Here is a 25,584-nt window from a genome sequence, read left to right on the forward strand (position 1 = left end):
ATAATGAATGAAATTTTAAAACAAAAAGCGGCAGGCATTAAATTATTGCTAACCGACAACGACGGTGTATTAACCGATGCAGGTGTTTACTATAACACCGATGGCGAGCTGCTCAAAAAATTCAACATGCGCGATGGTATGGGTGTGGAACGCCTGCGCAAATTTGCGGGTGTTGAAACAGGTATTATAACCGGCGAGTTTTCGCCCTCGCTCATCAAACGTGCCGAAAAACTGCAAATAACCGAGCTGCACGTTGGCATTAAAGATAAAGTGGCGACTTTTAAAGAGATCTGCACTCGTTTAAACCTAACCGCGCAGGAAGTTGCCTACATAGGCGATGATTATAACGACCTTGAAGTAATAAAGCTTGCAGGCCTTACCGCTGCCCCTGCCGATGCTTTGCCATTGGTAAAAAATCAGGTTGATTTTGTAAGCAGCATAAACAGCGGCGACGGATGTTTCCGTGAATTTGCCGAACTGATCATTGAAGCCAAAACTACTGCTTTTATCGCCGGTAACCGCAATGGCACCATTACCCTGCAAAATGGTCGCGTAATTGGTAAAGGACAACCAAGCTATGTTATTGCCGAAATTGGCATTAACCACAACGGTTCGCTTGAAGTTTGCAAAAAGCTGATTGACGAGGCTGTGGCCGCTAAAGCTGATGCCGTTAAGTTTCAGAAAAGAACACCGGAGATTTGTGTACCGCCAGATCAGTGGAACGTAATGCGTGATACCCCATGGGGACGTATCACTTATATTGATTATAAACGCAAAACCGAATTTGGCATTGCTGAGTATGCAACCATCGATCAGTATTGCAAAAAATTAGGGATAGATTGGTTTGTATCGGCCTGGGATGTGCCTTCTGTTGAGTTTATGGAGCGTTTTGATACCATTTTATACAAACTGGCATCAGCCTCATTAACAGATTTCCCGCTTATTCAAAGCATCCTGGAAACCGGCAAGCCGTTAATGTTATCAACCGGCATGTCTACCATGAAAGAGATCGAAACCACCATGGATTTTGTGAACGCTTTTGATCCAAACTATCCTTTGTTTATAGCGCACTCTACATCGGCCTACCCATGCGCCCCGCAGGAGTTAAACCTTAAAATGATCCAAACGTTAGAGGCCAAATATCCGGGCATTCCTATTGGCTACTCTGGTCACGAAACCGGTTTAGCTACTACCGTGGCTGCTGTAACTATGGGTGCTACTTTTGTGGAACGCCATTTTACGCTTGACCGCGCCATGTGGGGATCAGATCATGCCGCCTCAGTTGAGCCTCAAGGCCTGCAACGCCTGGTACGCGACATCCGCGATGTGGAAACCGCAACCGGCGATGGTCAGAAACGGGTTTATGATTCTGAACTGGCCCCCATGAAACGCCTGCGGGTAAACATTAGCGACGAGTATAAAACAAAACCACTGGTATAATAATGCCCCAGCAACAAGTATTAACCATAACATCCATTATCCTGGCCTGTTGGGTGGTGTTCATCATCGCCTGGGAAAGAATTTCGCCCTACCGTAAAGGGCTGGCCTTTTTCAGGGAAGGATTTTGGATCGATTTGGTTTGGTACACGCTGATACAGAGCTTTTTTTTAAAGATCCTGATCTTTGATTATATCATCGCGCCCCTGCAATCGCGTTTTGATCTGTCGCATTTTCATTTGATCAGCAATTGGCCGGTGGCTTTGCAGGTATTGTTCTTTTTTGTAACACATGATCTGTACATCTACCTGTTTCATCGCTTTCAACACTCCAACAAAGTGTTCTGGCGTATTCATGAGGCACACCATTCGGGCAAGGAAGTCGATTTTTTGGCGGGCTCACGGTCGCATATTATCGAGATCATTATTAACCAAACCATAGAGTTTGCACCCATTATTTTATTGGGTGCAAACCCAATGGTTATACCTATCAAGGCTTTGCTTGATGCCATGTTTGGCATGTTCATTCACGCCAACGTAAAGGTAAACCTGGGCAAGTTCAAATATTTTATCAATTCGCCCCAGCTGCATTTATGGCACCATGCCAACTACCAGGAAGTTTTTCACGCCAACTTTGCCACCAAGCTTTCCATTTGGGATTACCTGTTTGGCACCGTTTACGATCCTGGTCACGCCCCCGGCGATAAGCCTGAAAATTGGGGATTGTACTATGATTATCCCAAAGATTATTTTTTGCAGCACGCGTTTTCGGTAAAGCGGTTTGATGAAAAAGTATTGCTTAAATACACCTGGTTTAAATGGTATTATAACTTAAGAAGCAATATGATGAACTGGATTACCAAACTGGCCGTCAATGAACCAGCGACATCAGAGGTTCATTTTCAGCCCCCGGCAATAGAGCCGGCAGTAGTTAAACAGGAAGATAACGTATTACAACAAAACTAAACCCTTGGCCTGGATCTATCTCATTATAGCCGCCGCTTTTGAAGCCGCATGGACATTTTCGTTAAAGTGGATGAAATTTGCCGACCTGAAAGCCCTGCGCTGGAACTCTGTTTTAAGTATACAGCATGGCTTACCCGCCTGGCTGCCCTTTGCCGCTTATATTCTTTTTGGCATTGGCAATATTTACTTTTTTTCGCTGGCGATAAAACTGGTGCCAACAGCCGTAGCCTACGCCGTGTGGACGGCCATTACCCTGGTGCTCATCAAACTGGCCGAAATGATGCTTTTTCACCAAAAAATATCCTGGACCGAGTTGTTTTTTATGACGCTGATTATGACCGGGATTTTGGGGCTGAAGTATTTTGGGGTTGAAGTAAAATAAAGTTGTTCAGAATCTCCGGCCCGGGCTGATATAACGCTTTAACCAATCACCTTTTATTTTGATCTACACGTTAGCTATCCAAATATTGGTATCGGCTATTGGCGGGATATTGAGTTTTTTTCTGATCCGCCGTTTTTTACCCTCAACAGAACGCACGGTGCTATTTGTATATCGGGCAATTTCTTTGGTATCGAAGTTGATTCGTAGTAATATACATACCTCTATTTCGCTTACAATAAGGTTTGGCGCAATAGCTAATAGCTTTAAATTAAACTCCGGGAATAACTCATTAAACTTCGCCAAAAAAAGCGGATTATTGTCCTTTGCAAGTTCTACTATCTCTTTTAAACATTCAATAGAGTTTTTGTTAATATTTGCTGTGGCGTCTTTTGACAGCTCTTCTATTTTTTCATTTGTTATTTTTAATTGTCTTTTATATCTACCAGATACTAAAATCAATCCAGAAACTGCAACAATAAACAAAGCAAGTACACCGGTTAACATGGTAACTAACTCAATTATATTTTCAGAAGTTTCTTTATCATTTGCTTTGATAATATCATTCAATGGTATGTTAACAGCCGCCTTATCCGCCTTATTTAAACTATCGGCCAGTTTTACGCTCAACTCCAGTAACTCCCTGGCATTTTTCTCGTCTTTCAAAGCCGTGTAAACCCTTGATAAGCCTACATAAATATCTTTTAAATCATAGCCATTGCCCAAAGCTCTTGCGGCAGCCGCGGCTTTATAATAGCAGTGTTTTGATTGTGTATACTTTTTTTGGCGGTAATAAACCTCTCCAAGGTCAGAATTTGCAAATGATTTAACTGTAAGGTCTTTATATTGGGCCGCTAAAAGGATTGCTTTATTCAGGTACACCTCGGCCGAATCGTATTTTTTAATTTCTAAAAAACCAGTTCCCACATTATTAGTTGCCAATGCCAGGCCAACTGCAAAACGGCTTTTTTTGTTAACCTTAATAAACTCCTGATAGCTCTTTTTTACAAATGCAAGTGAAATGCTCAGTTTGCCTTTGGCTTTCTCGTTATTTTCGCTCAAAGCCGCATAAATATTACCCATGCGGGAATACCTGGTATCTGGATCTGGAATATCAGACGCAACAGGCAGCGCCGCGTTTAATACCCGTTTTCCCACTTCGTAAAAACCAAGATTAGTATAACTCATTCCTTTAAGGGTCATGAGATGGGCGCGGAATGACATGCTCTTTATCTGCGTTACGGTATTTTCTGCCTGGGAAGTAAATTTAAGAACATCTTCGTTGCGCCCGGCGTTGTAACATTTTAGCGCAGCCACTATAAAACCTCCAACAATACCATCTTCGTAATTTATTTTTCGGGCGTATTCGCTCGCTTTAATGCCGAGTTGAATGGCTTGTTGAACATTTTCTGTTTTATCTGCTACGTTAAGGATGCTGTCAATTTGTTTGTTGTTGTGTTGACCATAAGCTTTTGTGTTAAGGGCAAATAGAATAAATAACGATAGTTTTGCACCTATCCTTTTCATGTAAGTTCAATTAATTGGGCCTCAATATTAGCGATAATTGAGCTACATCTGCTACAGGAACAACCCTTAATTTAATTTATGTATATAAGTTGTTACAATTGAATAAAACAAAGTCACCAGCTTTCGTAAAAACACACAAATAACTAATAAACAACGAATTATATTTAAAACAAATTAACACATAACAGGCATTTATGTATTAAATTATACCTTTTTTTAATCCGGGTAGATATGGGTAGGCTATTTTAAAGCAGATAAGATTAAAAATTCTTCTATTTGGACTCAAAAAAAAATGCGCTCCTTGCAAGCCCATAAAACACAGGTTTTGTAATCTGATTTTCTACCCCAATTTTGACGGACTGGCCTCTGATTTATATCGGCAATAACTTGTCGAACAGTACAGGCTTGATAACTATAAGTTAGGCAATCGATTACGCAAAAAAAGCAGCGCATTCCTCATCGACCCCGGCAATTGCAAGGGCAGATAAAGGTATAGTTTTAAGTTTAACGTATTAGCCCAGTCTCAATTATGCAGCAGTACCATTTTGAATTGCTAAAAAAGTCCGTATCCGAATCAGCTTCCATACCAAACGTTACCGCTTCCGATTGTAAACACCTAAGTAATCTCATTTTCAAAAAAACCAATCGTTGCTTAAGCGAAACAACGTTAAAGCGGATTTATGGCTTAGTACAAACAAAACATAATCCATCCCAGTTCACAATTGAAGCCCTATCTAAATACTGCGGGTTTGCCAACCTGGAAGAGTTTTTGAAGAGTTGCGATTATACAACATCTGCTGCAGCATCAACTAATTGGAATAAAATGGCAACCGACGCCCATAAAGTCACCAACTTTGTGATAAAGGGGCTAAAAAATCGTTCGGGAATACCTTTTAAACATACAATAGGTCGTAAATCTGTTTCATTCCACCTCGATACTTTTATTGAATCGGATGCTGTAGCAACTGCCTTGGTAGCGCCATCGGGCTTTGGAAAAACAACTGCCCTGCTGCATTGGATTGAAGATAAACTGGAACTTAACGCTTCGCAGAAATCAAACGATATTTTCCTTTTTTTTAGTAGCCAGGTGTTGATGTCAATTGTGCATGGCGGCCAAAATATCCATTGTTGGTTGCTATCATTATTAGGATGCAGTAATACTGAATACCACAGCCTCATCCACAATGCCGGGGAGAAAAGATTCTATTTAATTATTGACGGATTTGACGAAATTAAATTTAAAAACCCGCTCTTTCAACTGGTGTTAGATCAACTTATCGACATATTAAACCTTTATCATGAAAGCAGGAGCTTTAAACTTATTTTAACAACATTACCCAATACCTGGATTAACAACCGCAATAAATTGGGTTTTATTCGCAAAAAATGGTTTGATGGCTTCACGATAGATCCCGAAAACGCTATCAATATCCCGATGCTTAATGCTTATGAAATTTCGGAAATAAGCCGGTTGGTGAATCCCAAAAACGGACTAAAAATAGATGCGGATGTTGTTGAAACGCTTTGCCACCCCATGTACTTTGAGTTATACTATAAACTGAGTAATCAAAACTGTCATTGGAAAAAAATTGACCACCTATTGCGGTATGAGCTTACAAGCAATTTAATATTTGAAAAAATTCACCTGAATAAAATTGGAATAAAAACAACCCAGTTTCTGTATGAACTTATTGGATTAATGGATTTGAAAGATGAGAATAACCCGGTAGGGCGCCTTGCTACATCTACACTTATTGTTAAAAACGAAGAGGTTTACCAAACATTGCTAAATTTGCATCTTTTAAAAACAATTAACAAAAGCACCCCACTACAGCAAAATATACACATTGAATTTTGTTCAAAAGATATACTCAATTACTTCATAGCGCAGCGCCTATTATCATTGAATGACGGCAAGTTTAATGAGTCAATTATAAACTATGTAAATGAATGTTTAACTGATGAATTAAGGTTAAGTGTTGTTAAATGGTTGATATGGAATATTGTGAACACAGACGAAAAGAACGAGCTCCACAATCTTACGCTGGTTAGGTTCCCTTTGAATCTGAAAGCCAATCTTTTAACCTTTTTATGCCAGATACTGGAATACGAATATGTCTCGCTTTCGGTTGACGGGACAGACATGAGGAAATTTCACATTCAAAATAGTTTGCTCGATTATTTCCTGGGGATTGAATTTATAAACGCAAACTATTCAAAAACACTCACTACACTTCTCAGATTTGACCTTAGCCCCGATAGATGCTTTTTATTGCATTGTTATAAGGCTATAACGGCCATTGTAAACTTAAATTTAGAAACACTGCAACAGCAGATAGAGGAATTAAAAGAGCTGCCGTCGGCCATTGTTTTAAGCTATCCTATCAATCCGATAAATTGTTTTGCAGCCATTTTTAATTTTTTAAAATACGGTATCGTAAACAAAGTAGTATTAGCGCAAATTACAACCTTTAGCTTTAACCCTGTGGTTTTAGCATACAACAACTATGATGAAGCAGCTAACAATATGGTTGGTTTGCTAATGGCATCAACGTTAATAATGGGTCAAAATCCACAAAAACTGCTCCGGGTGGTAAGTATTTTAAGCAAATCTTATAAAGCTTCGCCGGTTTCTTCAATAGCCTATCCCTTTATTTTAAAGATGCTTTTTGCCGACGCCTATTTTGCGCTTAACAAGCAAAGAAAACTTTCAGAGATACAAGAAGACATTTCAAAAATTATTAGCGGGAAACAAACTACTACCCCGTACATGGAAGTACTTGTTCATATACTTAAAATTAAAATTGCTATTGGTAAAAACGAACATGAAACAATTACAAATGAATTTAGGATTATCATGCTGCTGGCTAATAATCATAATTTAAAACTTATAAAGCTATACACCACATCGCTCCTTTTAAAGAAATATACCTCAATAGATGACCCACAATTTATCCGTTTTTATCAGGAAATAAATTATGAACATACCAAAGTGGTTAGAGAGAACCAGGTGGTAGAGTTTTGGGAAAAGCAGATATTATAAAATATTTTAACGCAGGCTCAAAAGCTTTTGGGCCTGCATTAAAACAAAAAAGTGGCGGTTACATTCCGTTTTTGGGATAGCCCACTTTTAAGTCCCCCCAAATTACTTAATCAAACGTTATTAATAGCGCCTAAAACTCCATAGCAAACTGTAGCCCCAACGCCCCATTATTATACGATGGCAATAAAAGCGAGCTCTTTTGCTGTTTCTTTTTCAGTTCGTCGGGCACATCTTTATTCTTTTCCTTTTCGCGGCCAGCCTTAAACAGGTTGTTACGGATATAAGGATAAAGCAGGTAGGCTGCCTTGGTTGATAGGATCCCGAAGCCAGCCCCCGCCACAACATCGCTAAACCAGTGATCCTGGTGATAGATCCTGAACACGCCTGTTGTGGTGGCAAAGGTGTAGCCAATAATACTATATACAATAGAATTATCGCCCAACTCCTGCGACATAAACTCGGCACCGGCAAAGGCATTGCCGGTATGCCCCGATGGGAAAGAATTGTAATCGGCATGGTTGGGCCGTTCGCGGTGCGTTACCTTCTTCAATGAAAAGGTAGCCAGGTTCAACATCCCCTGCGACATCACGTAGATGAGCGTACGATCGACAAAAGTATTTTTGCCATGTACGCCAACCAGGTTTAAGCCATAAACCAATACAGGAGGTCCGTATTGAAAATAATCTTCGTAATGCTTTTTGGTCGAGAAATTATGCTCGTCGGCTTCGTTATAAATGTACTTATCAAAATGCCTTAAGGGATGAAAAACAAAAGAGGCGGCTCCGTAACCCACCAATATGGCAGGCGGAATGAGCGCCGCTGTTTTACTGTGTAAATGTTTAACAGTATCGGGCGCAGTAAAAAGGTCTTTTTTCAACGTATCCGGGATATTCACTTTTTTTTTGCCGGTATCGGCAGGTACTTGTTGGGCGTATGCTTTAAATGCTACCAAACAGATGATGAGGATGTAAATTACTTTTTTCAATTGACAGGATGTAAATATTTGCAGGTTACTTACTGTTTACAATGATATGCTTTTGTTAACAACAATTTTCCATTCATTTAATACATAGTTAACCTAATGTAAGTACATGATAGCCTTTAAATCTGTAGAAATTTTGTAGATAGCGGTTTTGAGGCTTAAAAAAGATACAGGAATGACACTTCGGTAAAATAGGTAGATAACTATTTTGTTGGGGTTACTTTCTTGATATTCATGTTTAGCGCATAGTCAGATTTCAACTTTTACTTTAATACGATGGCCCATCTGCCAAAGCTTAAGAAATTAGCCGGCTTGCGTAATAGGCTTGTCATAAAAACCAGGTAAACATGCCGTACGCAAAAATTTAACCTTGGTTTAATAAAGCCGTTGTACTTTTGCAACCATATTACATGGAAGTAAACAACACACCGGTATTCAAATTAAATCAGCCCGACGATCAATATAAGTTTTTGCCCTTGCCGGCTCCAACCGGCAATTATCCATACCATCTAAATATCGACGGGATTGTTCCTGATCCTCCCAATCAAAAAATGGTGTTTCATATGGCTGGCGATACCGGAAATGTTAAGCCCGATAGCCAGGTACATTTAATAGTTGCCGAAATGGCCGCCCAATGTAATGTAGCTAATGAGGAGAATCGCCCGCAGTTCCTGTTTCATTTAGGCGATATTGTTTATCACCATGGCGAGGCGGATAGGTATGAAAAACAGTTTTTTAAACCGTTTGAACAATACCCTGCTCCCATATTTGCCATTGCCGGTAATCACGATAGTGATGTTAACCCAATCAGTGCGGCTCCATACCAAAGCCTGGATGCTTATACTGCGGTATTTTGCGATACAGCTTCAAGGCCTATTTCCTTCAGTGGTGGCGCCGTAAGGAAAAGTATGGTACAGCCGAACCCTTATTTTAGGCTGAAAACACCTTTGGCAAATATCATCGGTTTGCATACCAACATACCCAAATACGGCATGGTAACAGCCGAACAACGGGCCTGGTTTGTAAATGAATTAATTACTGCGGATGCGGAGCGGCCGGATAAGGCATTGCTGCTTTGTTTGCACCATGCCCCCTACTCTGCCGATACCAATCATGGTTCAAGCTTGCCCATGATAACGTTATTGAACAGCGTATTTGAAGAAACCGGTATTAAACCCGATATGGTATTTAGTGGGCACGTACACAATTACCAGCGCTTTCATAAATTATATGCAGATGGTATTGTTGTGCCTTTTATTGTTGCAGGTGCCGGTGGTTTTGATGAATTGAACGCGATTGCCATTCCCGATGACATTATGTATACCAATAAAAGTGAGTTGTTTGACGATGTAAACCTTAAAGCATACCGCGACCGGGAACATGGCTTTTTGAGGATGAGTATCGAAAAGCAGGATGCTGGCTTATCAATTACTGGAGCATATTATACCGTGGCCCTTAACAACGGCAAAGGAATTGCCACACTGGCCGATCAATTTACCATACCGGTTTCGCAAAAGCAGGCCGACCAGCTGATGTATAGCTAATAACCGTAGGCGGTAATTAAATTTCGGGATGCTTGTCGTCGTGCTTTTCGGGCTTCAACTCTTCCTGGGTCATTTCCTTTATTACTTGCTTCTCGTCCTTTTTGTTTTTCCAAACCAGGAAACTTACAATGGCAAGTGCTATTATAACAATCAAAGCTATCAATGGATAGTTCATGGTTATTTATTTTTTGATGTAGAGGAAGGGATCGAACCTTCAGCATGCTGCCAACCAGCGCTCTACGCAATATTCGCTTCGGGTAACCTTGTCATTATCCCAATAAAAATTAACTGACCTTATTATTAACACTAAAGAACGTTGTACAAGTTTATTAACGCCGCAAAGGTATCCATGCCATAATACCACACCGTTAAGCCTGCATGATATAATTGTTGTACCTGGCAAATTTTTATCGTTCAAATTTACATCGACTTTTATACCCAAAAGCCCTTTATTTACAATTAACACAACTCAACCAATAACATAACAATTTGTTAATCATATATTTTACATAATTAGCTGTTTTTTGTACCAGTTATTTAAGACTCATAAATAAGCAGGCTATGATCTCATTGTTTAGTATGATTACCCTTCCATTTATAGGCCAGATTGACTTGAGTGGCTCCGTACTTATCGTATTTTTCATCTGTTTTTTTGCGGTGGTTGCCTTCGAGTTTGTTAATGGTTTCCATGATACGGCCAATGCGGTTGCCACCGTAATTTATACAAGGGCTTTAAAACCGGTTTACGCTATTCCCTGGTCGGGCTTGTGGAATTTTTTGGGTGTTTTTGTGGGTGGTGTAGCTGTAGCCATGGGCATATTAAAACTGGTACCCTTAAATGAACTGATGGGCCTGCCGGTTAAAGTGGGTGCCTGCCTGGTGCTGGCTGTTTTATTAGGTTCCATTATCTGGAATTTGGGCACATGGTACCTGGGCATCCCCTGCTCAAGCTCGCATACCCTTATTGGTGCCATGATTGGGGGTAGCCTGGCCTTTACCTGGTATTATGGCGGCAGCGGTGTAAACTGGGCCAAGGCCGGCGAGATTGGCTCGTCGCTGGTGTTGTCACCCGTTATAGGTTTCGGCGCGGCCTGGTTGGTAATGTATTTGCTGAAAAACGTTTTTAAATCGGCACATCTTTTTCATATCCCGCAGGGCGATGATGACCAGCCGCCATTGTTAACCCGATTGCTGCTTATCACCACCTGTACACTGGTAAGCTTTTTTCACGGCAGCAACGATGGGCAAAAAGGCGTAGGCCTGTTAATGCTGATCATGATCGCTTTTTTGCCTGCCAGGTTCGCGGTTAACCACGCTATCCCTAATAATAAAATATTGGCATCGCTTAACCAAACGGAGCAGGTGATCCAAAAATATACCGGCGCTAACCGGCCCGATCAAAGTCTTTTTATCACGCTAAACGCCACCATTGAGCAAACCAAGGCACAGATCAATAATAAAGATCCTAAAAACGCTGCCAAGACCTATAGCTTTCGCAAGCAGATCCAGGCGGTAATGAAAAACATTAAAGCCATTACCGAAGACGAGAAAGTAAAGCTGGATAACAACGACAAAACCGAACTGACCAAAGCTGCTACCGATTTAGATAAAGTAACGGATTTTGCACCGATATGGGTAATAGCCACCATTTCCATATCGCTTGGCCTCGGCACTATGATTGGCTGGAAACGAATTGTGGTTACCATAGGCGAAAAGATAGGCAATCAGCACCTGAACTATGCCCAGGGTGCCACTGCCGAAATTGTTGCCGCTTCAACCATAGGCTTAAGCACCGGGTTTGGCTTGCCGGTAAGTACTACGCACGTATTGTCGAGCGGCATTGCCGGGGCAATGGTAGCATCTGAGGGAACCAAAAACCTTAACAGCGGTACTATTAAAAACATCGCGCTGGCTTGGGTGCTTACACTGCCGGTATCTATTGCATTATCGTTCCTGTTGTTTATGCTTTTCCATTTATTTGTTTAAAAACCGCATTAATTGTATCTTAACATATAACAATGAAACAGATCCTTGTAGCTTCCGATTTTTCAAAAAGTGCAGCCAATGCTATGGAATACGCCTTAGGACTGGCTAAAGTGTTGCGTATGGATATTTGCGTGATCCATGCTATACACCCAACGGAGGGCATTGACAATAACATTTACAACGCCATTTTTATTGAAGATTACTACAACAACAAACGCCAGGCACTTAAAAACTGGGTTGCCGAACATACCGACAAGGATACTTACCAGGATGTGGAGGTAAGCACCTTATGCGGCGTAGGCTTTTTGAAAAACGTGATTGGCAAATATACCGAGGAAAACAAGGTAGAACTACTGGTAATGGGGATCACCGGCTCAACCGGAATAGCCGGCATAGTTGGCAGCAACGTAAGTATCGTAGTTTCTAAAATGAAGATCCCTACGCTCATTATCCCCTTAGAAAGCAAATTTTCCAAAGTACCTACCATTACGCTGGCTACCGATTATGAAACAAGACTATCGGCCGAGGATGTAAAGGCACTTAATGAAATGATCAGAGCTTTCGGGTCCGAAAAGATGCAGGTTTTATATGTGGTGGAGAAATCAGATAGTCGTTACCTCAAAACCCGCGAGGATAAGTTGAGGGACCTGGTAACCCATGCCGAACTGGAGTTTAACTACATTAACGACAGTAAGCCGTTAAACGGCATTATGGAATTTGTAGAACAACAGGAAACCGATTTGCTTTGCCTGGTTAAACATCACCATAACATAGTTTACCGCCTTTTCAACAAAAGCACAGTTAACCAGGTAATGAACCGTTCTGTAAAGGCGATATTGGTTTTGCACGAGTAGTCAGCAGACATTAACACAGCTCAAACTCCCCTAAAGCCTTTTCTTCTCCGTTCACAATAACAGATAACCCGTGCGTGCCTGTATAAAAGCGACGCGTTGTTATGGGTATAAATTTTTGTTTGCGATTGATTTTTGCTGTAGTGTTGGGCGGATAAGTTTTCTCGCTGATCTTAAACACCTTTTTAGAAGGCTGACCGTTTGCCATGCGGTAAAATATGGCATATTCCAGCCGGATCAATTGTTGGGTATCGCTTGTATTAGTGATATTAAAGCTAAACTCCAGGCCATCACCTATTTTCACTTCGGGCGTAATGATCTTAAAATCCTTGAGATTGATATTCTTGGTATCTAAACCATAGTGATTTAAGATCTCGGTATGACCCTGTTTTAACAATGTGCGACTGCCGTGTTTAATAATGGCGTCAGTTTGCTTGCTGATTCCTGCCCAACTTTTAATTACCTGCAAAACTATAACGGGATGATCTTTAGCGATATCGTTAAGGCTATTAGCCACGCTGCGCCTCACAAAATCCGATTCATCATTTTTCAGGTTTTCGAGGATGGGCAACACCGGGATTGGATCTTTTTTCAACGCGGGTACCGCGAGTCCCCATGGTAAGCGCGGGCGGCTTCCTTCACTTGCCAGGCGGCGTACTTTATGGTTTTCGTGGGTGCTCCAAATCAGCATTCTATCCAGCATTTGCTGCCCGTACCTGCTTAAAAATGGACGGACTGCAAACTCGCAGCTTACAAACTGAGTTACAAATTCTAAAGCATCAACCGATGTTTCAAAATCATCAAGCCCGTAAACCTCAATGTAATCGGCCAGGAACATGGAGGCCAGGCCGTCTTCGCCAAAGCCAACGGATCTAAACCTGTCAACCAGTTTTTTGATCAGCTTAACCGTTTCGGGATAATCGGCGGGGAAAAACTGATGCAACACAACAGAGGTATGGCGCATGCGCTGCTTTAACTCCTTCTTATCAAAACCGGGCGAATAGATCTGCCCGATAAACTGCTCTTTATCAAAACCTGGTAAAACAGCGGCGAGGCCGTCACCTACTCTGTTATAAAAAGATAGCGAATAAAGATCTTTAAGCGGCGTTCCCATACGTGTATTTCTGTGGGGCAATGATAGGGCAAAAACTTTGAGTGTTCGAAAGATTTTTTAATTCGATGTATTATAAATTATAACCATTAAAAGAGCAAGGGATCGTGCGATTCCTTCCTTGGGAAACTACTGTGTGTACACATCTTCTGAAATCGTATCATTAAACAAAAACGTTGTCATTTCGAACCCTTGAAGGGCGGGATTTTGCTGAGTAAGGGTGAGAAATCTTATACGACAGGCTACGTTTGCTCTTCGCTTGCATAAGATTTTTCGCTGCGTTCAAGAGATAGTTTCTCTTTCGCGCTCATCTCATACGCCCCCTTCACTCTATCGAAATGACATTTTTCTTTAATAAAAAAGATGTGTACACACAGTAGCCCGTTGGGAGGGAATTTAAAAAAAGGTAACGTTTAAAACTTTTCTTCCACAAGTCGCACCGGCCCAAGCAATCCCGAAGCGATCAGATCCGACTTTTTATCAAAATACTTCCAGGTAGTAAAGCAAAACCTGCCGGCAGATGGGCGGGGCTTGTTTTGCAAAAACCAATCCGGAAACTCTTTCAGATACTCGCCCCCTTTTTGGTGACCAGGCAGCCATTCACAGTCCGCAGGTTCCTGTTCGTCCCCTATCAACCTATTAGCCCAAACGTTGCTTACCTCAATTTCAAGTTGATTAACGGCCTTTAATTGCGACACAGGCACTTTAATACGCCAGGGAGCCGTCCAAACAACACCTATTTCTTTATCATTGATAAACACCTTTGCTATGCAGTTTACAATACCAAGGTCAAGGTAAACACCTCCTTCTCTCTTTTTCCGGATAGAATCGGCAAGGTTAAATGATTTGGAATACACCGCCGTTCCACTGTAATACTTAATGCCCTTATTGGCATTATCTGTCCAGTCTGATAAAGCGGCGAAATTTACAGATTCCGGGCCACCCCATTTGCTATCGAATTTCACCTCCCATGGGCCATCGATATCCAACAAAGACCTGTCCGACGGAAAGTTTAATCTTTCACTATTAACAGGCTCTACCTTTTTACGGAACACAATAAAAAAACTCTGCGAATCGGCAAATTTGAGGTTGATGATAGTATGTTTATCTTCTTCCTTAAACTGGGTAATTTCCCTCATCTCCCCGGTTACCGGGTCCCATAACTCCGGCTGCATGCCGGTGATATTAAAGTTGCAATTGACCTGCCCGCTGTAGTGCGATACGTTGGCTACAAAATAAATGTCAGTGTTTTGATCCGCGCGGTGAATACTCTTCACTACCATATTGCTACTGCCAATGGCTACGCTAAAATCTTCAATTGATTTTGACACATAATGCCCCCATTGCAGCACCCCTACGCAGCGCTGCAGGTAACTTACAAATGCTTTGGCGGGTTTCCACCAGGTTTGGGTACGGTCAAAGTGGGTACCCCATTGCCCCATGGTGTTGCCGGGCAGGTATTTATCATCCCAGGGCTGCTGCACAAACCGGTGGATCATGATCTTGTTAACACCCACACAAAAAGCCTCATCGCCTATTGATTTAAGCCATGCCGGTGTTTCCGTCCATTTACTATCACGGGGTTGGCCCGTAAATGCTTCGGCGGCCAGGATATTCTGACCATATCGCCTCAACGAATTAATTACAGGCTCCAGTTCATAAGGCGCATACACGCCATCATGCGTCCAAAACTCGCCCATTACGTTGGTTACGTTGGGCAGCACATCATCTGAGCGCCATGGACCACCATAGGGCTCGCAAAAGAATTTAAGGTTAGCGGCTTTTAATTTTTTGGCAATGGTGGTAAAATAAACCTCGTGGTATAAGTCCTCAATGGTTTCGGCAAAATCCTCTTTGAAACGGGATGTTTGTTCTTTACCCTCAATAATACGCCCGGCAAAAGCAGCCAGGTATGGATACAGGTCATAGCCCCGCCTTAATGAGAACTGTTCGCGCATTTTAGGGGTCCAGCTGGGGTCGTTATCTTCGTAGCTATCAAAATAAACATGATCTATCGTTTTGCCAACCATATCGCCTAAATGGTTTTTGATTTCATTAATCACATGATCAAGGTGAAAATCGACAGCTTCCTGGCTCATTTTATCACATTCAAAACCGGTAGCCTGCCATTGCGCCGGCTGCACTTTGGCGCCCATGGTAGTATGCCCAAATCTGTAAATGATCCAATCGCCTTTTGGAGCCTGCCAGGTTAATTTGCCTGAGGTATCCATCTTCAACGACAAGTTAATAATCTCCAATTTGTTCACCACACCTTTGGCCGGCATTGCCAGTACTACAATATCCTTGTAGTACGTTTTACGCTCGGGCACTTTAGGGATTTCTACTTTACCGTTTTGAGGGTCATAAACGGGGAAACGCTCATTTGATTTTAAATTGACATTGGGCCTATCAAGGTCAATCACCTGGGTATCCTTCCCTCCGCTGATACTCTTTTTAGAGAAACATAATTCCTGCATAGACATCTCGGGCGTAATCCACACGCCGCCGCTGGTGGCATAACCGGCGCCATTGAAAAGCCCCATGGTCATGTTTAATCGCTTTGATTCCCGGGCGGCATGTTGTACCAGTTTCCACCAGGGTTCTGTCCAGGCTATGATCTCGGGCGTGGGGTCTTTACCAATCTGGTTGGCCCATGGCGTGGTAATATCGGCCAGGCCCAGCATGGTGGTAGAATTAAATCCTTCTTCCTTTAAAGCTTCCAGGTCTTTCGTAATCCCCTTTTCGCTCACATTGGCCCCCATCCACATCCAGAGTACACCAGGCTTTGCGGATTCGGGGGGATCTAAAAACAGCTTTTCGGGATTAACAGTTGTTGTTTTGCTACCGGCAGCAATTATCTGGGCATTGGATGAATTTGTAAAAAAGAGTATGAGCAATAAGGTGGTTAAAGGTAGTCTCATTCGTGGGTTGTTGATATAAGGGGAAATTACCGAAAATTAAAACGGGAAAAAAATTAAAGGCGATTAGAAGCAAGGCAAACGCATCTAATTGGGTTAACATAACTTAACACATTTCAGATATATATTTTATAAATACTTAATAATCAATATTTTATATTTACACAAGGTTAACACTAAACTGATGTATCGCGCAATTTAAGCACATCCAAATATTTGTGCCTGATGGGGATTGGTATCATAATGAGCGGTTCATATCTACCTACTAAAAATTATAAAATAGAAGTCATCCTGAGTGGTAAAATTTCTCGAAATTCTGAAAGTGGAATGACTTTTTTATTTTTCTTACAGGATGGCGCGTCTCCTGTTTTGCAGACCAACAAGCCTTCCTTTACAATTTCAACTCGCCCCAGCCCTGCCGGTAAGTGCGACGGATATATTGGTTGGCCGGTTCAAAATTGGTGATCTTCATGTTTTCGCCATCCCATTTCAAGCCGGTGTACCGGCCGCTGAATTTATAGCCTTCCATATTGCCGTAAACCGGATCATTACGTTTTATTTTTTCGCGCAAGTTAAAGGTGCGCAGCAACAGGTTACCTATCAGCACCGTTTCTGTTAACGGCCCTGCATAACCCTCAAATGGCGAATCGACCTCCATTTTACCGTAGCCGGCAATACTGGCATCAACCCATTGCCACCAATGCCCATCCATGCCACCCGGCACGCGAGGGTATTTTTTGGGTATATTAATGTCTTTATTTAAGGCAAGCGGCAATAACCTTGGATGACTACCTCCCCATCCGCAGGATACCTTTCCTTTGGTGCCGATAAAAAGGGTACATCCCTCAAAATCATTTTCGCCTGGAAAATCGCCCAAAGCTTCATTCATATTTAATGCGGGATCAAGCTCGGCAAGGCGCTCGGGTGTTATACCGCCATCCATCCAGTGCAGATCAAGGCCTTTACCGTTTTGCTGCTTGAATTTAAATTTGATGGAGCTGGATACTGGCCCGCTTTCGGGATAAATACCTTCTTTAAAAATCCCGCTGTAAACCGTGCTGGCACTGCCCGATACCTCGGTAGGGTAACCTAAACCAAGCAGCTTAAATGGCGGGCCCATAATATGGCAACCCATATCGCCAAGTGCCCCGGTACCAAACTCCCACCAGCCGCGCCAGTTGAAGGGTACCAGGTTATCAATATAATTGGTTTGCCTGGCAGTACCCAGCCACAGATCCCATTTTAACTCCTTTGGTATAGGCGGACTTGCCTTTGGCCATTGGATGCCCTGCGGCCAAACAGGCCTGTCTGTCCAGCAATATACTTTTTCAATATCACCAATTAAACCGGCTTCAAACCATTCGCGCATGGTGCGCATACCATCGCATGAGGCACCCTGGTCGCCCATTTGCGTTACCACCTGGTATTTTTTTGAGGCCTGCGTGAGGATACGGGCTTCATAAATATCATGCGTGAGCGGCTTTTGCAAATATAGGTGCTTTTTAAGCTGCATGGCACTTAAGCCTACCAGGGCGTGGTTATGATCGGGAATGGCAACCGTAACGGCATCAAAGTTTTTGTGCTGCTTATCAAACAGCTCCCGCCAGTCATGATAAAAAGGTGCTTTGGCAAACTCTTTACGGCGTGGGGCTGCCTGCCTGTCGTCAACATCACACAAAAATGCAATTACCGCGTTCTTTTTAGGCGCGGTAGCAAAATGGTGAATATCGTTTTCGGCCTCGCCACCACACCCTATGGCGGCTATATATAATTTATCGCTTGGCGCGGTATAGCCCTTGCCGCCCAGCACAAAACGCGGCACAATGTAAAAACCTGCGGTAGCAATAGCCGCCTTTTTGATAAAATCGCCCCGGGTAATTGTTCCTGTTGCTTTGTTTGCTTCGGTATTTTCCATGGCGGTTATTTATGCAATGATTTTACAGCAACTTCTTTAAAAAATACCACATCATCGTCGCCATGGTTTTGTAAACCGATGTACCCTTCATTAGGGCGTATGCCCCTGAAAGGCTCAAAGTCAAACTTGCGGGCGGGCGTTGGGTCACCCTCTTTATAATCGGTAACTTTTTTGCCATTCACATATACAATAGTGCGTGGGCCATCCAAAGTAATTTCCATGGTGTTCCATTCAGGGCCGGGTTTACCTGGCTTGGCCAAAGGTTTGGTTAATGAATATAATGTACCGGTAATATGATAATCATCCTCTTTTGATGTTTCGGGATGGTTATCTATCTGTACCTCGTAGCCGTAAAATACCGGCATCCATTCTTCCCTTGGCTCCAGCGGTATGCGGATAAATACACCCGAGTTGCTGTTAAACTTTTGCATTTTATAAACCACACGGATGGTGCAATTGCTGAATTTTTCTTTTGTCCAATACAATAAACCCATGCCGCCGTGGCTGCCTGTCAGGCCATCTTTTACATATCTGCTACCCTTGCCTACCTGTTTCCAGCCGTTAAGGTCCTTACCATTAAAAAGCTGTCGCCAGCCATCATTACTTTGTGCCGCTACGTTAGCTGCAGCAAATAAAAAAACTAAAAATGCGCAGGCAATACCGCCTTTTTGGAGGTGTTTTTTGATCATAACAAATGGATGTAAATGGTTTTACAGTTGGTTATACTAATGTAGATAATATTTTCCGGAAGATTGGAAATCAATCAGTTGTTACTGGAATTTACTGTCAGCGAATACTTCACTCTGATTTAGCGTAAGATACTTTTCCTGCTGGGAAAACTTTTATCCTATCCTGAAGTTGCAGCATATGACATTGTAATAAAAATGTCAGATAAAGTAAAATTAACCCACAACTATGAATAACTCTACATTTAAGAAGACACTCGCATTATCGTTTGCTTCCCTGCTGGCAGCAGGTATGGCTAATGCGCAAACCGACACCACAAAAACAATGAGCACCATGTCGTCAGGAACGTCAAATGCTAAAATATTTGGCGGCATTGGTCAGTATAATACCTTCAGCATTGGTATCAATGCAGGTATTACCGATGGACTTGTTCCGTTTTCAATTAACACCACCAACAAATTCAAGGTTGATTTGGGTTATGGTGCTTCATTAAGGCAACAACTATCACATACCTTTAGCTTACAGCTTGATTACTTTGGCGGTAAAGTTCATGGTATTGACAAAGCAGGTACCAGCAAATACGGTATTACCGAATACAGAACCGATTACAATGCAGGATCATTAAGCGCGGTATTCAATATTGCCAGCGTAAGCTTTTTACACCGTAAAAACAGCGTTAACTTTTATGGATCGGCAGGTGCAGGTTTAGATTTTTACAAAACCAAAAGCGTAACACAAGATGCAGCAAGCGGCGGCGGCACATTTGGCCCGGCCGAAACTACCCGTAAAGTATTTGCCCCGGTTGGCGCAGGCGTTAAATTCCGTTTGAGCGACGCGGTTGCTTTAAACCTTGGTTACACTGTAAACTTTGTACAAGGTTATGCTTTCTCTGGCGTAAGTACTTATCCTAATTTTAGCCACTACTCTTATACTCACGGTGGTTTAGAATTTACCTTAGGTTCAAAGTCAAAACAGAACTTAGAGTGGGTAAACCCGGTAGCCATGATGTATGATGAATTGTATGATGCTGCTTTACGCCAGGAAGTTGAAGTTTTAAAAACCCGTGTTGGTACTGTTGAAGGTGCTGTTAGCGATTTGAAAAAAGATTCGGACGGCGACGGTGTTGCAGATCAGTTTGATAAATGCCCGGGTACACCTACCGGTACTGTTGTTGATGGTTCTGGTTGCGCTATTGTGTTCCCTAAACCAGATACTACTATGGCTATGAAAGCCCCGGCTACCGCTTATTCAAACATCCAGTTTGAATTTGACAGCTCGGTATTACGCACTTCATCGTATCCGGTATTGGATGCTACCTCCGCCGATTTAAGATCATCAGGTAAAAAAGTTGAAGTTGACGGTTTTGCATCTGCCGAAGGTACTGCTGCCCACAACTTACAACTATCAAAAGATCGTGCTAACTCAGTAAAAACTTACCTGGTTAACTCCGGTGTTGATGCTAAAAAAGTGAAAGTAAAAGGCTTTGGCGAAAACAACCCGATTGCTGATAATTCAACAGAAGATGGTCGTGTGCAAAATCGCCGCGTTCAGTTCAAACAAAAATAATCTTAATAAATTACCCGTGTATGAGAGGTTGTGCGTAATGCACAGCCTCTTTTTTTATGAACAGCATTTAGTTGCCAACATTAAAACCGGCCTGTTCTTTTTATCGTTATTTATCAATATAACAGGAATCAATCTTGTACAGCCGTTAAACAATAATTAAATCATTCATTACATCATCATATATTAAATCATCATCTTATGGGCGGACTTGGAGCACCAGAAATCATTTTAATACTCGTAGCCATTTTGTTATTATTTGGCGGTAAAAAAATACCCGAACTTATGCAGGGCCTTGGCAAAGGCATGAAAGAGTTTAAAGACTCGCAAAACCAGGAAGAGAAAGTTCCTGCGCCAATAAAGATTGAAGAGCAAAAAGCTTAAATCTTATTTGGGTTGTGAGATCCCAGGTATTTTAACAAGCCCGACAGTAGTGTTGGGCTTTTTTGCTGATAAAAGGTTTTTCAGCGCACTTGAGAGTAAACCATAGCTACATGGAGTAAGTATCCTCCCCAATTTTAAAGGCTGTAAATCAAGTGGTTTCGTATCTATAGGTAAACATCTGCTATGATCATCCGCTTCATTAAATTTGTGAGGAATACCGAAACCATGATGGTTGAATGGAAGGCCCGTAACGGTTTGGATATACTAAGGGTATGCCTGAGCATTGTATTTATATGGTTTGGCGTACTCAAATTTTTCCCAGGCCTGAGCGCTGCTGAAGTCATTGCAGGTAAAACCATTCTTAAATTAACTTTTGGACATGTAAAGCCCGCGGTATCGCTCCCTATATTGGCCTGTTGGGAATGCGCTATTGGTTTAGGGCTCATTACCAAACGCTGGTTAAGCTTTACCCTGGTATTGCTTTATTTTCAAATGGCAGGTACCCTGCTGCCCCTATTTTTCTTTCCTCATGAAACCTGGACGGTGAACATATTTGTGCCTACATTATTGGGCCAATATATTATCAAAAACCTTGTTTTGCTATCGTCAGGCGTTGTAATTGGCGCTACCGTGCAAGGCGGAGCCTTAATAGCCAGCCACGCGGCTGCTACAAAAGGGCAACAAACCCAAATGTTGATAGAAAGGTACCGCAGAAGATTTAAAGATAGTCCGGTTATTAAATAACCTATTACGGATGCACCACTGCCCAGCCTTCATACTGGCGAATAATGATTTCGCCATTGCCACTTGGCACATAAGAGATAAAAGGGAATAAGTCGTTCTTATCTATTTTGCGTTCCCTTACCGTGTTGCTGCACTGGGCTAATACCACACCTTTGGCCTGCAGATCTTTCAAAGATTGCTCAAACAGGCCCGATTTCATGTATACGGCTACACCATCGCCAAAAACAATCAGTTCAAGATGCAGCTTTCCCTTTAACCGGGGATCCTCCAAAGCATTATCCATGTTGCGAAGCGTGCCTTTGATCTTTTTCTCATCGGCCGAATTAAGGATATACAACGCATCGTAATGCTTTAATTTGGCGGTAGCACCGGTAAATTCAGCCGGATCTGTTTGGGCTTTTACTTTGTTAACAAATCCCATCAGCATTAATGCCGCTAAAATGAAGGTATACTTTTTCATGGTTTTATGTTTTTAAAATTGATTGCGTTTTTTGAGCGTCCTTAATTGGCTTAAACGGACCATATTTATGCTGTTGTTCGCTGAAATGATCAGGATACGGCCCAAAAGGAAAGTCAATGGGCTTTTTATCAACAACCGGCCAGTCCTCATGTTGATCTTTATGCGGCCGGGGTTGCGAATTAATAAAGGCCGCCACATTCCAGGCTTCTTCATCTGTTAACTGCGGGTTTTGATAGGTAGCCCCAAAAGGCATATTGTTTTTTACAAAACCGGCCAGGTTAATAACACGGTACATCCCCGCGCCATCGGTATAGCTGCTTTTACCCCATAAAGGCGGGTTAGTATATGATGTTTTATTAACAGCAAGCATTCCCTCGCCGTTTTGGCCGTGGCAGCTGGCGCATTTGGTCACAAATACATTTTTTCCTTTAACCGGGTTAGCAGGTTGATCCATAAACGGCAGCTTTGAGGTAGCTGTCCCATACACCTTTTGACCCTTTTTTACATCCTTACCTACCCAGGCCATGTAGGCCAATATCGCCTTCATTTCCTTTTTTGAAGTATCGGGGGCGGTGCCACCAAGACTCCGTTCAAAACATTCGGTAATGCGTTGTGAAGCAAGCTCTACCCTGCCCGATCTGTTACTTATTTTAGGATAGCTGGCGATAAAACCCGCATAATCGTTCCCAAACAAACGGTTACCAGCATCAAGATGACAGTTTTGACAATTCATACCATTAGTAATTTGGGCAACGCTACCTTTGGGGCCAAGATATTGAGCTGTATGAGCTATAAGTTCTCTGCCGTAACGAATCAACTCACCGTCTTTTCCCGCAGGTATTTTACTGGTATCAGGGGCTTTCCAGGCGATTGGTTTATCTTCTATTGCAAATGGAGAACTATCATTGGGGTGGTTAAAACATCCCATCAAACCACCTGCACATATTAAAATAGCCAACAGAACACAAAGCATAAGCCTCGATGCTTTGACCGTCTCTTTTTGTTTTGGCAACTGCATAATATAGGTACAAGTAACTGATAGCAGGTATTATTACCTTTTTATTTTATCAAAAGTAAACAACAACTACTATATGCGCGCCAGCCAGACACAAAATAAAGCTTGTTATTCCCCTTTTTGATTTACCTGCGGTTTTGAAGATTGTTGGTGCCAATAAATCATATACCGGGCATCATGTAATTTGTAAAACGGAATAAGTTCCAGTTTTTTAAATTTATCAGGTGCAATTAATTCCGGAGCTAAATAGGTTTGTGGCTTTCCCTTAACAGGTTTCAGGACTTGCGAAAGATCGGTGTTATTCATCACCAATTCCGGATCGTCACTTAAGGGATATAATTTCCCCCTGGCACGGTATCCGCCAAACTGATCTCCGTCGGCAATTAAGTTATCTAAATCGGTGGTATCTGTTTTTGCAGCCAAAACTATAGGGCCGTGCAAAAATGCTATGTAATGTGAGCTATCCGGTAATGCTTCAGTAGTTATTTTCATTGGCATTTTCACTTCAATAAAATCGCCCTTTTTCCATTTGCGGTTTAAATTTACGTATGAGCCCGGTTTAGCATCTACCGTGATAGCCTTGCCGTTAATTTTAATTGCCAGGGTACCTGGTTGTACCCAATTGGGGTATCTTATTTTAATGCTGAAAGGTTTCGGCCTTGCCGCATCGATTGAGATTTTGGTGATTTCATTATCCGGAAATTTAGTGGTTTGCGATAGTATTAAACCCTGCAAAGCCCATTTGAGGCGGGATGGGATAAATAGATTTACATATACATCGCTCTCGTTATGGCTATAAATCATTTCACCATATTTGCCATGGTTTTCCATGCCCGAGCCTACACAGCACCACATATTTACCTGCGGCTGCGAGTATACCCGGTAATGGCGCGGCCGCATAGAGGTGTAGTAAACAAAGCCCCCATGTACCGGATGCTGGCTCGATAAAATATGATTGTATAAAACCCGTTCATAAAAATCCATATACTTAACCTCACCCTGCTGTTCAAAAAGATGCCGGGTTAGCTTCAGCATATTATAAGAGTTGCATGTTTCGGGGCCAGCAACGTCGGTAATTAATTTTGAAAAATCGCCCGTGGGATTAAAGTGCTCATTAACGCTGTTGCCACCTATAACTACTGTACGGTTATTAACTACCGTTTCCCAGAAAAAGGCGGCGGCCTTACCATAGTTTTCGTCACCGCCAACTTCTGCAATCCGTTGAAAACCTACAGCCTTTGGAATTTGCATATTGGCGTGAAGGCCGTTCAGGTGGTCTTGTTTCAGGATTAAAGGATCTAAAATTTGCTTATCCGAAAATCTGCGCGCCAGGGTAAGGTACTTTTGCTGATGCGTAATCACCGATACATCTGCAAATACCTCGTTTAATCCTCCGTGCTCTGAAATCAACATGGTTTGAATTTGAGCGTCGGTTAACTTGCGCGAAATCCCGTCTATATAATCCGTTAGCTTCAATAATATATATTTAGCCTGGGACTTTCCGGCAATTAAATAAGCGTCACGTAAACCGGCCAGCAGCTTATGAAGATTATATAGCGGCACCCATTTCTTATTAAGCGCAAACGTATCGGCTACAATTTTACCGGCTTCAATATCCTTCCACATGGCAATGCCACCAGGCATGCCTCCAAGGTAACCACTTCCTATCTTATCCTGGCATTTTTTCAGTTGTGCAAGCATGTAATCCAGCCGCCTGTTTGTTTCGGTGTTTTGGGTAGCCGAATACATCAATGATAAAGCCGAAAGGTAGTGCCCGCCAATATGGCCATCCAGCCCGGTATTTTCCCAGTTACCATAATTGGGCTTTAAAGGTTTTAAGCCTGCCTCTTTCAGATAAGGTGCCAATAGCCGGTCGGGATCTAATGCCAGCATATATTTAAGATCGGTTTGCTGCGCATCGTTAAAAACACCTGGTAAAAGCCTAATATCCTGTAGTTTAAAAGACTGAATGGCAGACTGTGCTAAACCTTTAGTGGGTAAAAGAAACCAACATATAGCCGCAACAAAAAATATTGGGTAAAAAACAAACTTACGTAACATGGCGGTATGGAA

The 25,584-nt window shown here is 42.2% G+C and carries 20 protein-coding genes; 10 read left to right on the top strand and 10 right to left on the bottom strand.

Annotated elements, in window-relative coordinates; translation table 11 throughout:
* The first annotated feature begins 3 nt into the window (after positions 1 to 3).
* The 3 genes from FHS10_RS11545 to FHS10_RS11555 are packed head-to-tail and all read left to right on the top strand — an operon-like array spanning position 4 to position 2,784.
* A complete protein-coding gene (locus FHS10_RS11545) occupies positions 4 to 1,440 on the top strand; it encodes an N-acetylneuraminate synthase family protein (RefSeq protein WP_259090617.1) in 1,437 nt (478 codons plus the stop codon).
* Positions 1,441 to 1,442: 2 nt separating this feature from the next.
* On the top strand, positions 1,443 to 2,402 hold the full coding sequence (locus FHS10_RS11550) for a sterol desaturase family protein (protein WP_259090621.1): 960 nt from the start codon (positions 1,443 to 1,445) through the stop codon (positions 2,400 to 2,402).
* Positions 2,403 to 2,406: 4 nt separating this feature from the next.
* Positions 2,407 to 2,784, top strand: coding sequence for a DMT family transporter (locus FHS10_RS11555; protein WP_259090631.1), 378 nt, complete (start codon positions 2,407 to 2,409; stop codon positions 2,782 to 2,784).
* Positions 2,785 to 2,847: 63 nt separating this feature from the next.
* Here FHS10_RS11555 and FHS10_RS11560 read toward each other — a convergent pair whose 3' ends face one another.
* Entirely contained in the window at positions 2,848 to 4,308 is a 1,461-nt protein-coding gene (locus FHS10_RS11560) for a tetratricopeptide repeat protein (protein WP_259090633.1), read from the bottom strand.
* A gap of 529 nt (positions 4,309 to 4,837) precedes the next feature.
* Between FHS10_RS11560 and FHS10_RS11565 the strand changes: the two genes are divergently transcribed.
* Positions 4,838 to 7,351 carry a hypothetical protein gene (locus tag FHS10_RS11565; RefSeq protein WP_259090634.1) on the top strand — a complete coding sequence of 838 codons (2,514 nt, stop codon included), beginning with the start codon at positions 4,838 to 4,840 and terminating at the stop codon, positions 7,349 to 7,351.
* A gap of 130 nt (positions 7,352 to 7,481) precedes the next feature.
* Here FHS10_RS11565 and FHS10_RS11570 read toward each other — a convergent pair whose 3' ends face one another.
* Positions 7,482 to 8,336 (bottom strand): phosphatase PAP2 family protein, encoded by an 855-nt coding sequence (locus FHS10_RS11570; RefSeq protein ID WP_259090637.1) that lies wholly within the window; start codon positions 8,334 to 8,336, stop codon positions 7,482 to 7,484.
* 407 nt (positions 8,337 to 8,743) lie between these two features.
* Here FHS10_RS11570 and FHS10_RS11575 point away from each other — a divergent pair, with 407 nt between their 5' ends.
* Positions 8,744 to 9,877: a metallophosphoesterase family protein gene (locus FHS10_RS11575; protein WP_259090640.1), complete on the top strand. Its 1,134-nt coding sequence runs from the start codon at positions 8,744 to 8,746 to the stop codon at positions 9,875 to 9,877.
* Between the two features lie 16 nt (positions 9,878 to 9,893).
* Here FHS10_RS11575 and FHS10_RS11580 read toward each other — a convergent pair whose 3' ends face one another.
* Positions 9,894 to 10,052: a hypothetical protein gene (locus tag FHS10_RS11580; RefSeq protein WP_259090642.1), complete on the bottom strand. Its 159-nt coding sequence runs from the start codon at positions 10,050 to 10,052 to the stop codon at positions 9,894 to 9,896.
* Positions 10,053 to 10,438: 386 nt separating this feature from the next.
* Here FHS10_RS11580 and FHS10_RS11585 point away from each other — a divergent pair, with 386 nt between their 5' ends.
* The gene (locus tag FHS10_RS11585; protein WP_259090645.1) at positions 10,439 to 11,863 is read left to right on the top strand and encodes an inorganic phosphate transporter; all 1,425 of its coding nucleotides are present in this window, start codon (positions 10,439 to 10,441) and stop codon (positions 11,861 to 11,863) included.
* Positions 11,864 to 11,895: 32 nt separating this feature from the next.
* The gene (locus FHS10_RS11590; RefSeq protein WP_259090647.1) at positions 11,896 to 12,717 is read left to right on the top strand and encodes a universal stress protein; all 822 of its coding nucleotides are present in this window, start codon (positions 11,896 to 11,898) and stop codon (positions 12,715 to 12,717) included.
* Between the two features lie 10 nt (positions 12,718 to 12,727).
* Here FHS10_RS11590 and FHS10_RS11595 read toward each other — a convergent pair whose 3' ends face one another.
* The 4 genes from FHS10_RS11595 to FHS10_RS11610 all read right to left on the bottom strand — a co-directional run bounded on the left by FHS10_RS11595 (position 12,728) and on the right by FHS10_RS11610 (position 19,347).
* A complete protein-coding gene (locus tag FHS10_RS11595) occupies positions 12,728 to 13,828 on the bottom strand; it encodes a DNA alkylation repair protein (protein WP_259090649.1) in 1,101 nt (366 codons plus the stop codon).
* 410 nt (positions 13,829 to 14,238) lie between these two features.
* On the bottom strand, positions 14,239 to 16,746 hold the full coding sequence (locus FHS10_RS11600) for a glycosyl hydrolase (protein ID WP_259090651.1): 2,508 nt from the start codon (positions 16,744 to 16,746) through the stop codon (positions 14,239 to 14,241).
* Between the two features lie 388 nt (positions 16,747 to 17,134).
* The gene (locus FHS10_RS11605) at positions 17,135 to 18,658 is read right to left on the bottom strand and encodes a Gfo/Idh/MocA family protein (protein WP_259090654.1); all 1,524 of its coding nucleotides are present in this window, start codon (positions 18,656 to 18,658) and stop codon (positions 17,135 to 17,137) included.
* Between the two features lie 5 nt (positions 18,659 to 18,663).
* Positions 18,664 to 19,347, bottom strand: coding sequence for a 3-keto-disaccharide hydrolase (locus FHS10_RS11610; protein ID WP_259090657.1), 684 nt, complete (start codon positions 19,345 to 19,347; stop codon positions 18,664 to 18,666).
* Between the two features lie 226 nt (positions 19,348 to 19,573).
* Between FHS10_RS11610 and FHS10_RS11615 the strand changes: the two genes are divergently transcribed.
* The 3 genes from FHS10_RS11615 to FHS10_RS11625 all read left to right on the top strand — a co-directional run bounded on the left by FHS10_RS11615 (position 19,574) and on the right by FHS10_RS11625 (position 22,036).
* Positions 19,574 to 20,911, top strand: a complete 1,338-nt coding sequence (locus FHS10_RS11615; RefSeq protein ID WP_259090659.1) for an OmpA family protein — start codon at positions 19,574 to 19,576, stop codon at positions 20,909 to 20,911.
* A gap of 198 nt (positions 20,912 to 21,109) precedes the next feature.
* The gene (tatA, locus tag FHS10_RS11620) at positions 21,110 to 21,292 is read left to right on the top strand and encodes a twin-arginine translocase TatA/TatE family subunit (RefSeq protein WP_259090661.1); all 183 of its coding nucleotides are present in this window, start codon (positions 21,110 to 21,112) and stop codon (positions 21,290 to 21,292) included.
* 183 nt (positions 21,293 to 21,475) lie between these two features.
* Positions 21,476 to 22,036, top strand: coding sequence for a hypothetical protein (locus tag FHS10_RS11625; RefSeq protein WP_259090663.1), 561 nt, complete (start codon positions 21,476 to 21,478; stop codon positions 22,034 to 22,036).
* A 4-nt stretch (positions 22,037 to 22,040) separates the two neighbouring features.
* Here FHS10_RS11625 and FHS10_RS11630 read toward each other — a convergent pair whose 3' ends face one another.
* The 3 genes from FHS10_RS11630 to FHS10_RS11640 all read right to left on the bottom strand — a co-directional run bounded on the left by FHS10_RS11630 (position 22,041) and on the right by FHS10_RS11640 (position 25,572).
* On the bottom strand, positions 22,041 to 22,496 hold the full coding sequence (locus FHS10_RS11630; RefSeq protein ID WP_259090666.1) for a DsrE family protein: 456 nt from the start codon (positions 22,494 to 22,496) through the stop codon (positions 22,041 to 22,043).
* Positions 22,497 to 22,500: 4 nt separating this feature from the next.
* Positions 22,501 to 23,514, bottom strand: a complete 1,014-nt coding sequence (locus tag FHS10_RS11635) for a c-type cytochrome (protein ID WP_259090669.1) — start codon at positions 23,512 to 23,514, stop codon at positions 22,501 to 22,503.
* 105 nt (positions 23,515 to 23,619) lie between these two features.
* Positions 23,620 to 25,572, bottom strand: coding sequence for a glycoside hydrolase family 127 protein (locus tag FHS10_RS11640; RefSeq protein ID WP_259090671.1), 1,953 nt, complete (start codon positions 25,570 to 25,572; stop codon positions 23,620 to 23,622).
* Positions 25,573 to 25,584 lie beyond the last annotated feature (12 nt).

It is taken from the genome of Mucilaginibacter dorajii (genome assembly GCF_024808255.1).
GTDB lineage: Bacteria > Bacteroidota > Bacteroidia > Sphingobacteriales > Sphingobacteriaceae > Mucilaginibacter > Mucilaginibacter dorajii.

What these genes read in the sequence shown, in the direction of transcription:
- FHS10_RS11545 (WP_259090617.1), top strand. Translation starts at nt 4, where the DNA reads ATGAATGAAATTTTAAAACAAAAAGCGGCAGGCATTAAATTATTGCTA.
- FHS10_RS11550 (WP_259090621.1), top strand. Translation starts at nt 1,443, where the DNA reads ATGCCCCAGCAACAAGTATTAACCATAACATCCATTATCCTGGCCTGT.
- FHS10_RS11560 (WP_259090633.1), bottom strand. Translation starts at nt 4,308, where the DNA reads ATGAAAAGGATAGGTGCAAAACTATCGTTATTTATTCTATTTGCCCTT.
- FHS10_RS11565 (WP_259090634.1), top strand. Translation starts at nt 4,838, where the DNA reads ATGCAGCAGTACCATTTTGAATTGCTAAAAAAGTCCGTATCCGAATCA.
- FHS10_RS11575 (WP_259090640.1), top strand. Translation starts at nt 8,744, where the DNA reads ATGGAAGTAAACAACACACCGGTATTCAAATTAAATCAGCCCGACGAT.
- FHS10_RS11580 (WP_259090642.1), bottom strand. Translation starts at nt 10,052, where the DNA reads ATGAACTATCCATTGATAGCTTTGATTGTTATAATAGCACTTGCCATT.
- FHS10_RS11585 (WP_259090645.1), top strand. Translation starts at nt 10,439, where the DNA reads ATGATCTCATTGTTTAGTATGATTACCCTTCCATTTATAGGCCAGATT.
- FHS10_RS11590 (WP_259090647.1), top strand. Translation starts at nt 11,896, where the DNA reads ATGAAACAGATCCTTGTAGCTTCCGATTTTTCAAAAAGTGCAGCCAAT.
- FHS10_RS11595 (WP_259090649.1), bottom strand. Translation starts at nt 13,828, where the DNA reads ATGGGAACGCCGCTTAAAGATCTTTATTCGCTATCTTTTTATAACAGA.
- FHS10_RS11600 (WP_259090651.1), bottom strand. Translation starts at nt 16,746, where the DNA reads ATGAGACTACCTTTAACCACCTTATTGCTCATACTCTTTTTTACAAAT.
- FHS10_RS11605 (WP_259090654.1), bottom strand. Translation starts at nt 18,658, where the DNA reads ATGGAAAATACCGAAGCAAACAAAGCAACAGGAACAATTACCCGGGGC.
- FHS10_RS11610 (WP_259090657.1), bottom strand. Translation starts at nt 19,347, where the DNA reads ATGATCAAAAAACACCTCCAAAAAGGCGGTATTGCCTGCGCATTTTTA.
- FHS10_RS11615 (WP_259090659.1), top strand. Translation starts at nt 19,574, where the DNA reads ATGAATAACTCTACATTTAAGAAGACACTCGCATTATCGTTTGCTTCC.
- tatA (WP_259090661.1), top strand. Translation starts at nt 21,110, where the DNA reads ATGGGCGGACTTGGAGCACCAGAAATCATTTTAATACTCGTAGCCATT.
- FHS10_RS11625 (WP_259090663.1), top strand. Translation starts at nt 21,476, where the DNA reads ATGATCATCCGCTTCATTAAATTTGTGAGGAATACCGAAACCATGATG.
- FHS10_RS11630 (WP_259090666.1), bottom strand. Translation starts at nt 22,496, where the DNA reads ATGAAAAAGTATACCTTCATTTTAGCGGCATTAATGCTGATGGGATTT.
- FHS10_RS11635 (WP_259090669.1), bottom strand. Translation starts at nt 23,514, where the DNA reads ATGCAGTTGCCAAAACAAAAAGAGACGGTCAAAGCATCGAGGCTTATG.
- FHS10_RS11640 (WP_259090671.1), bottom strand. Translation starts at nt 25,572, where the DNA reads ATGTTACGTAAGTTTGTTTTTTACCCAATATTTTTTGTTGCGGCTATA.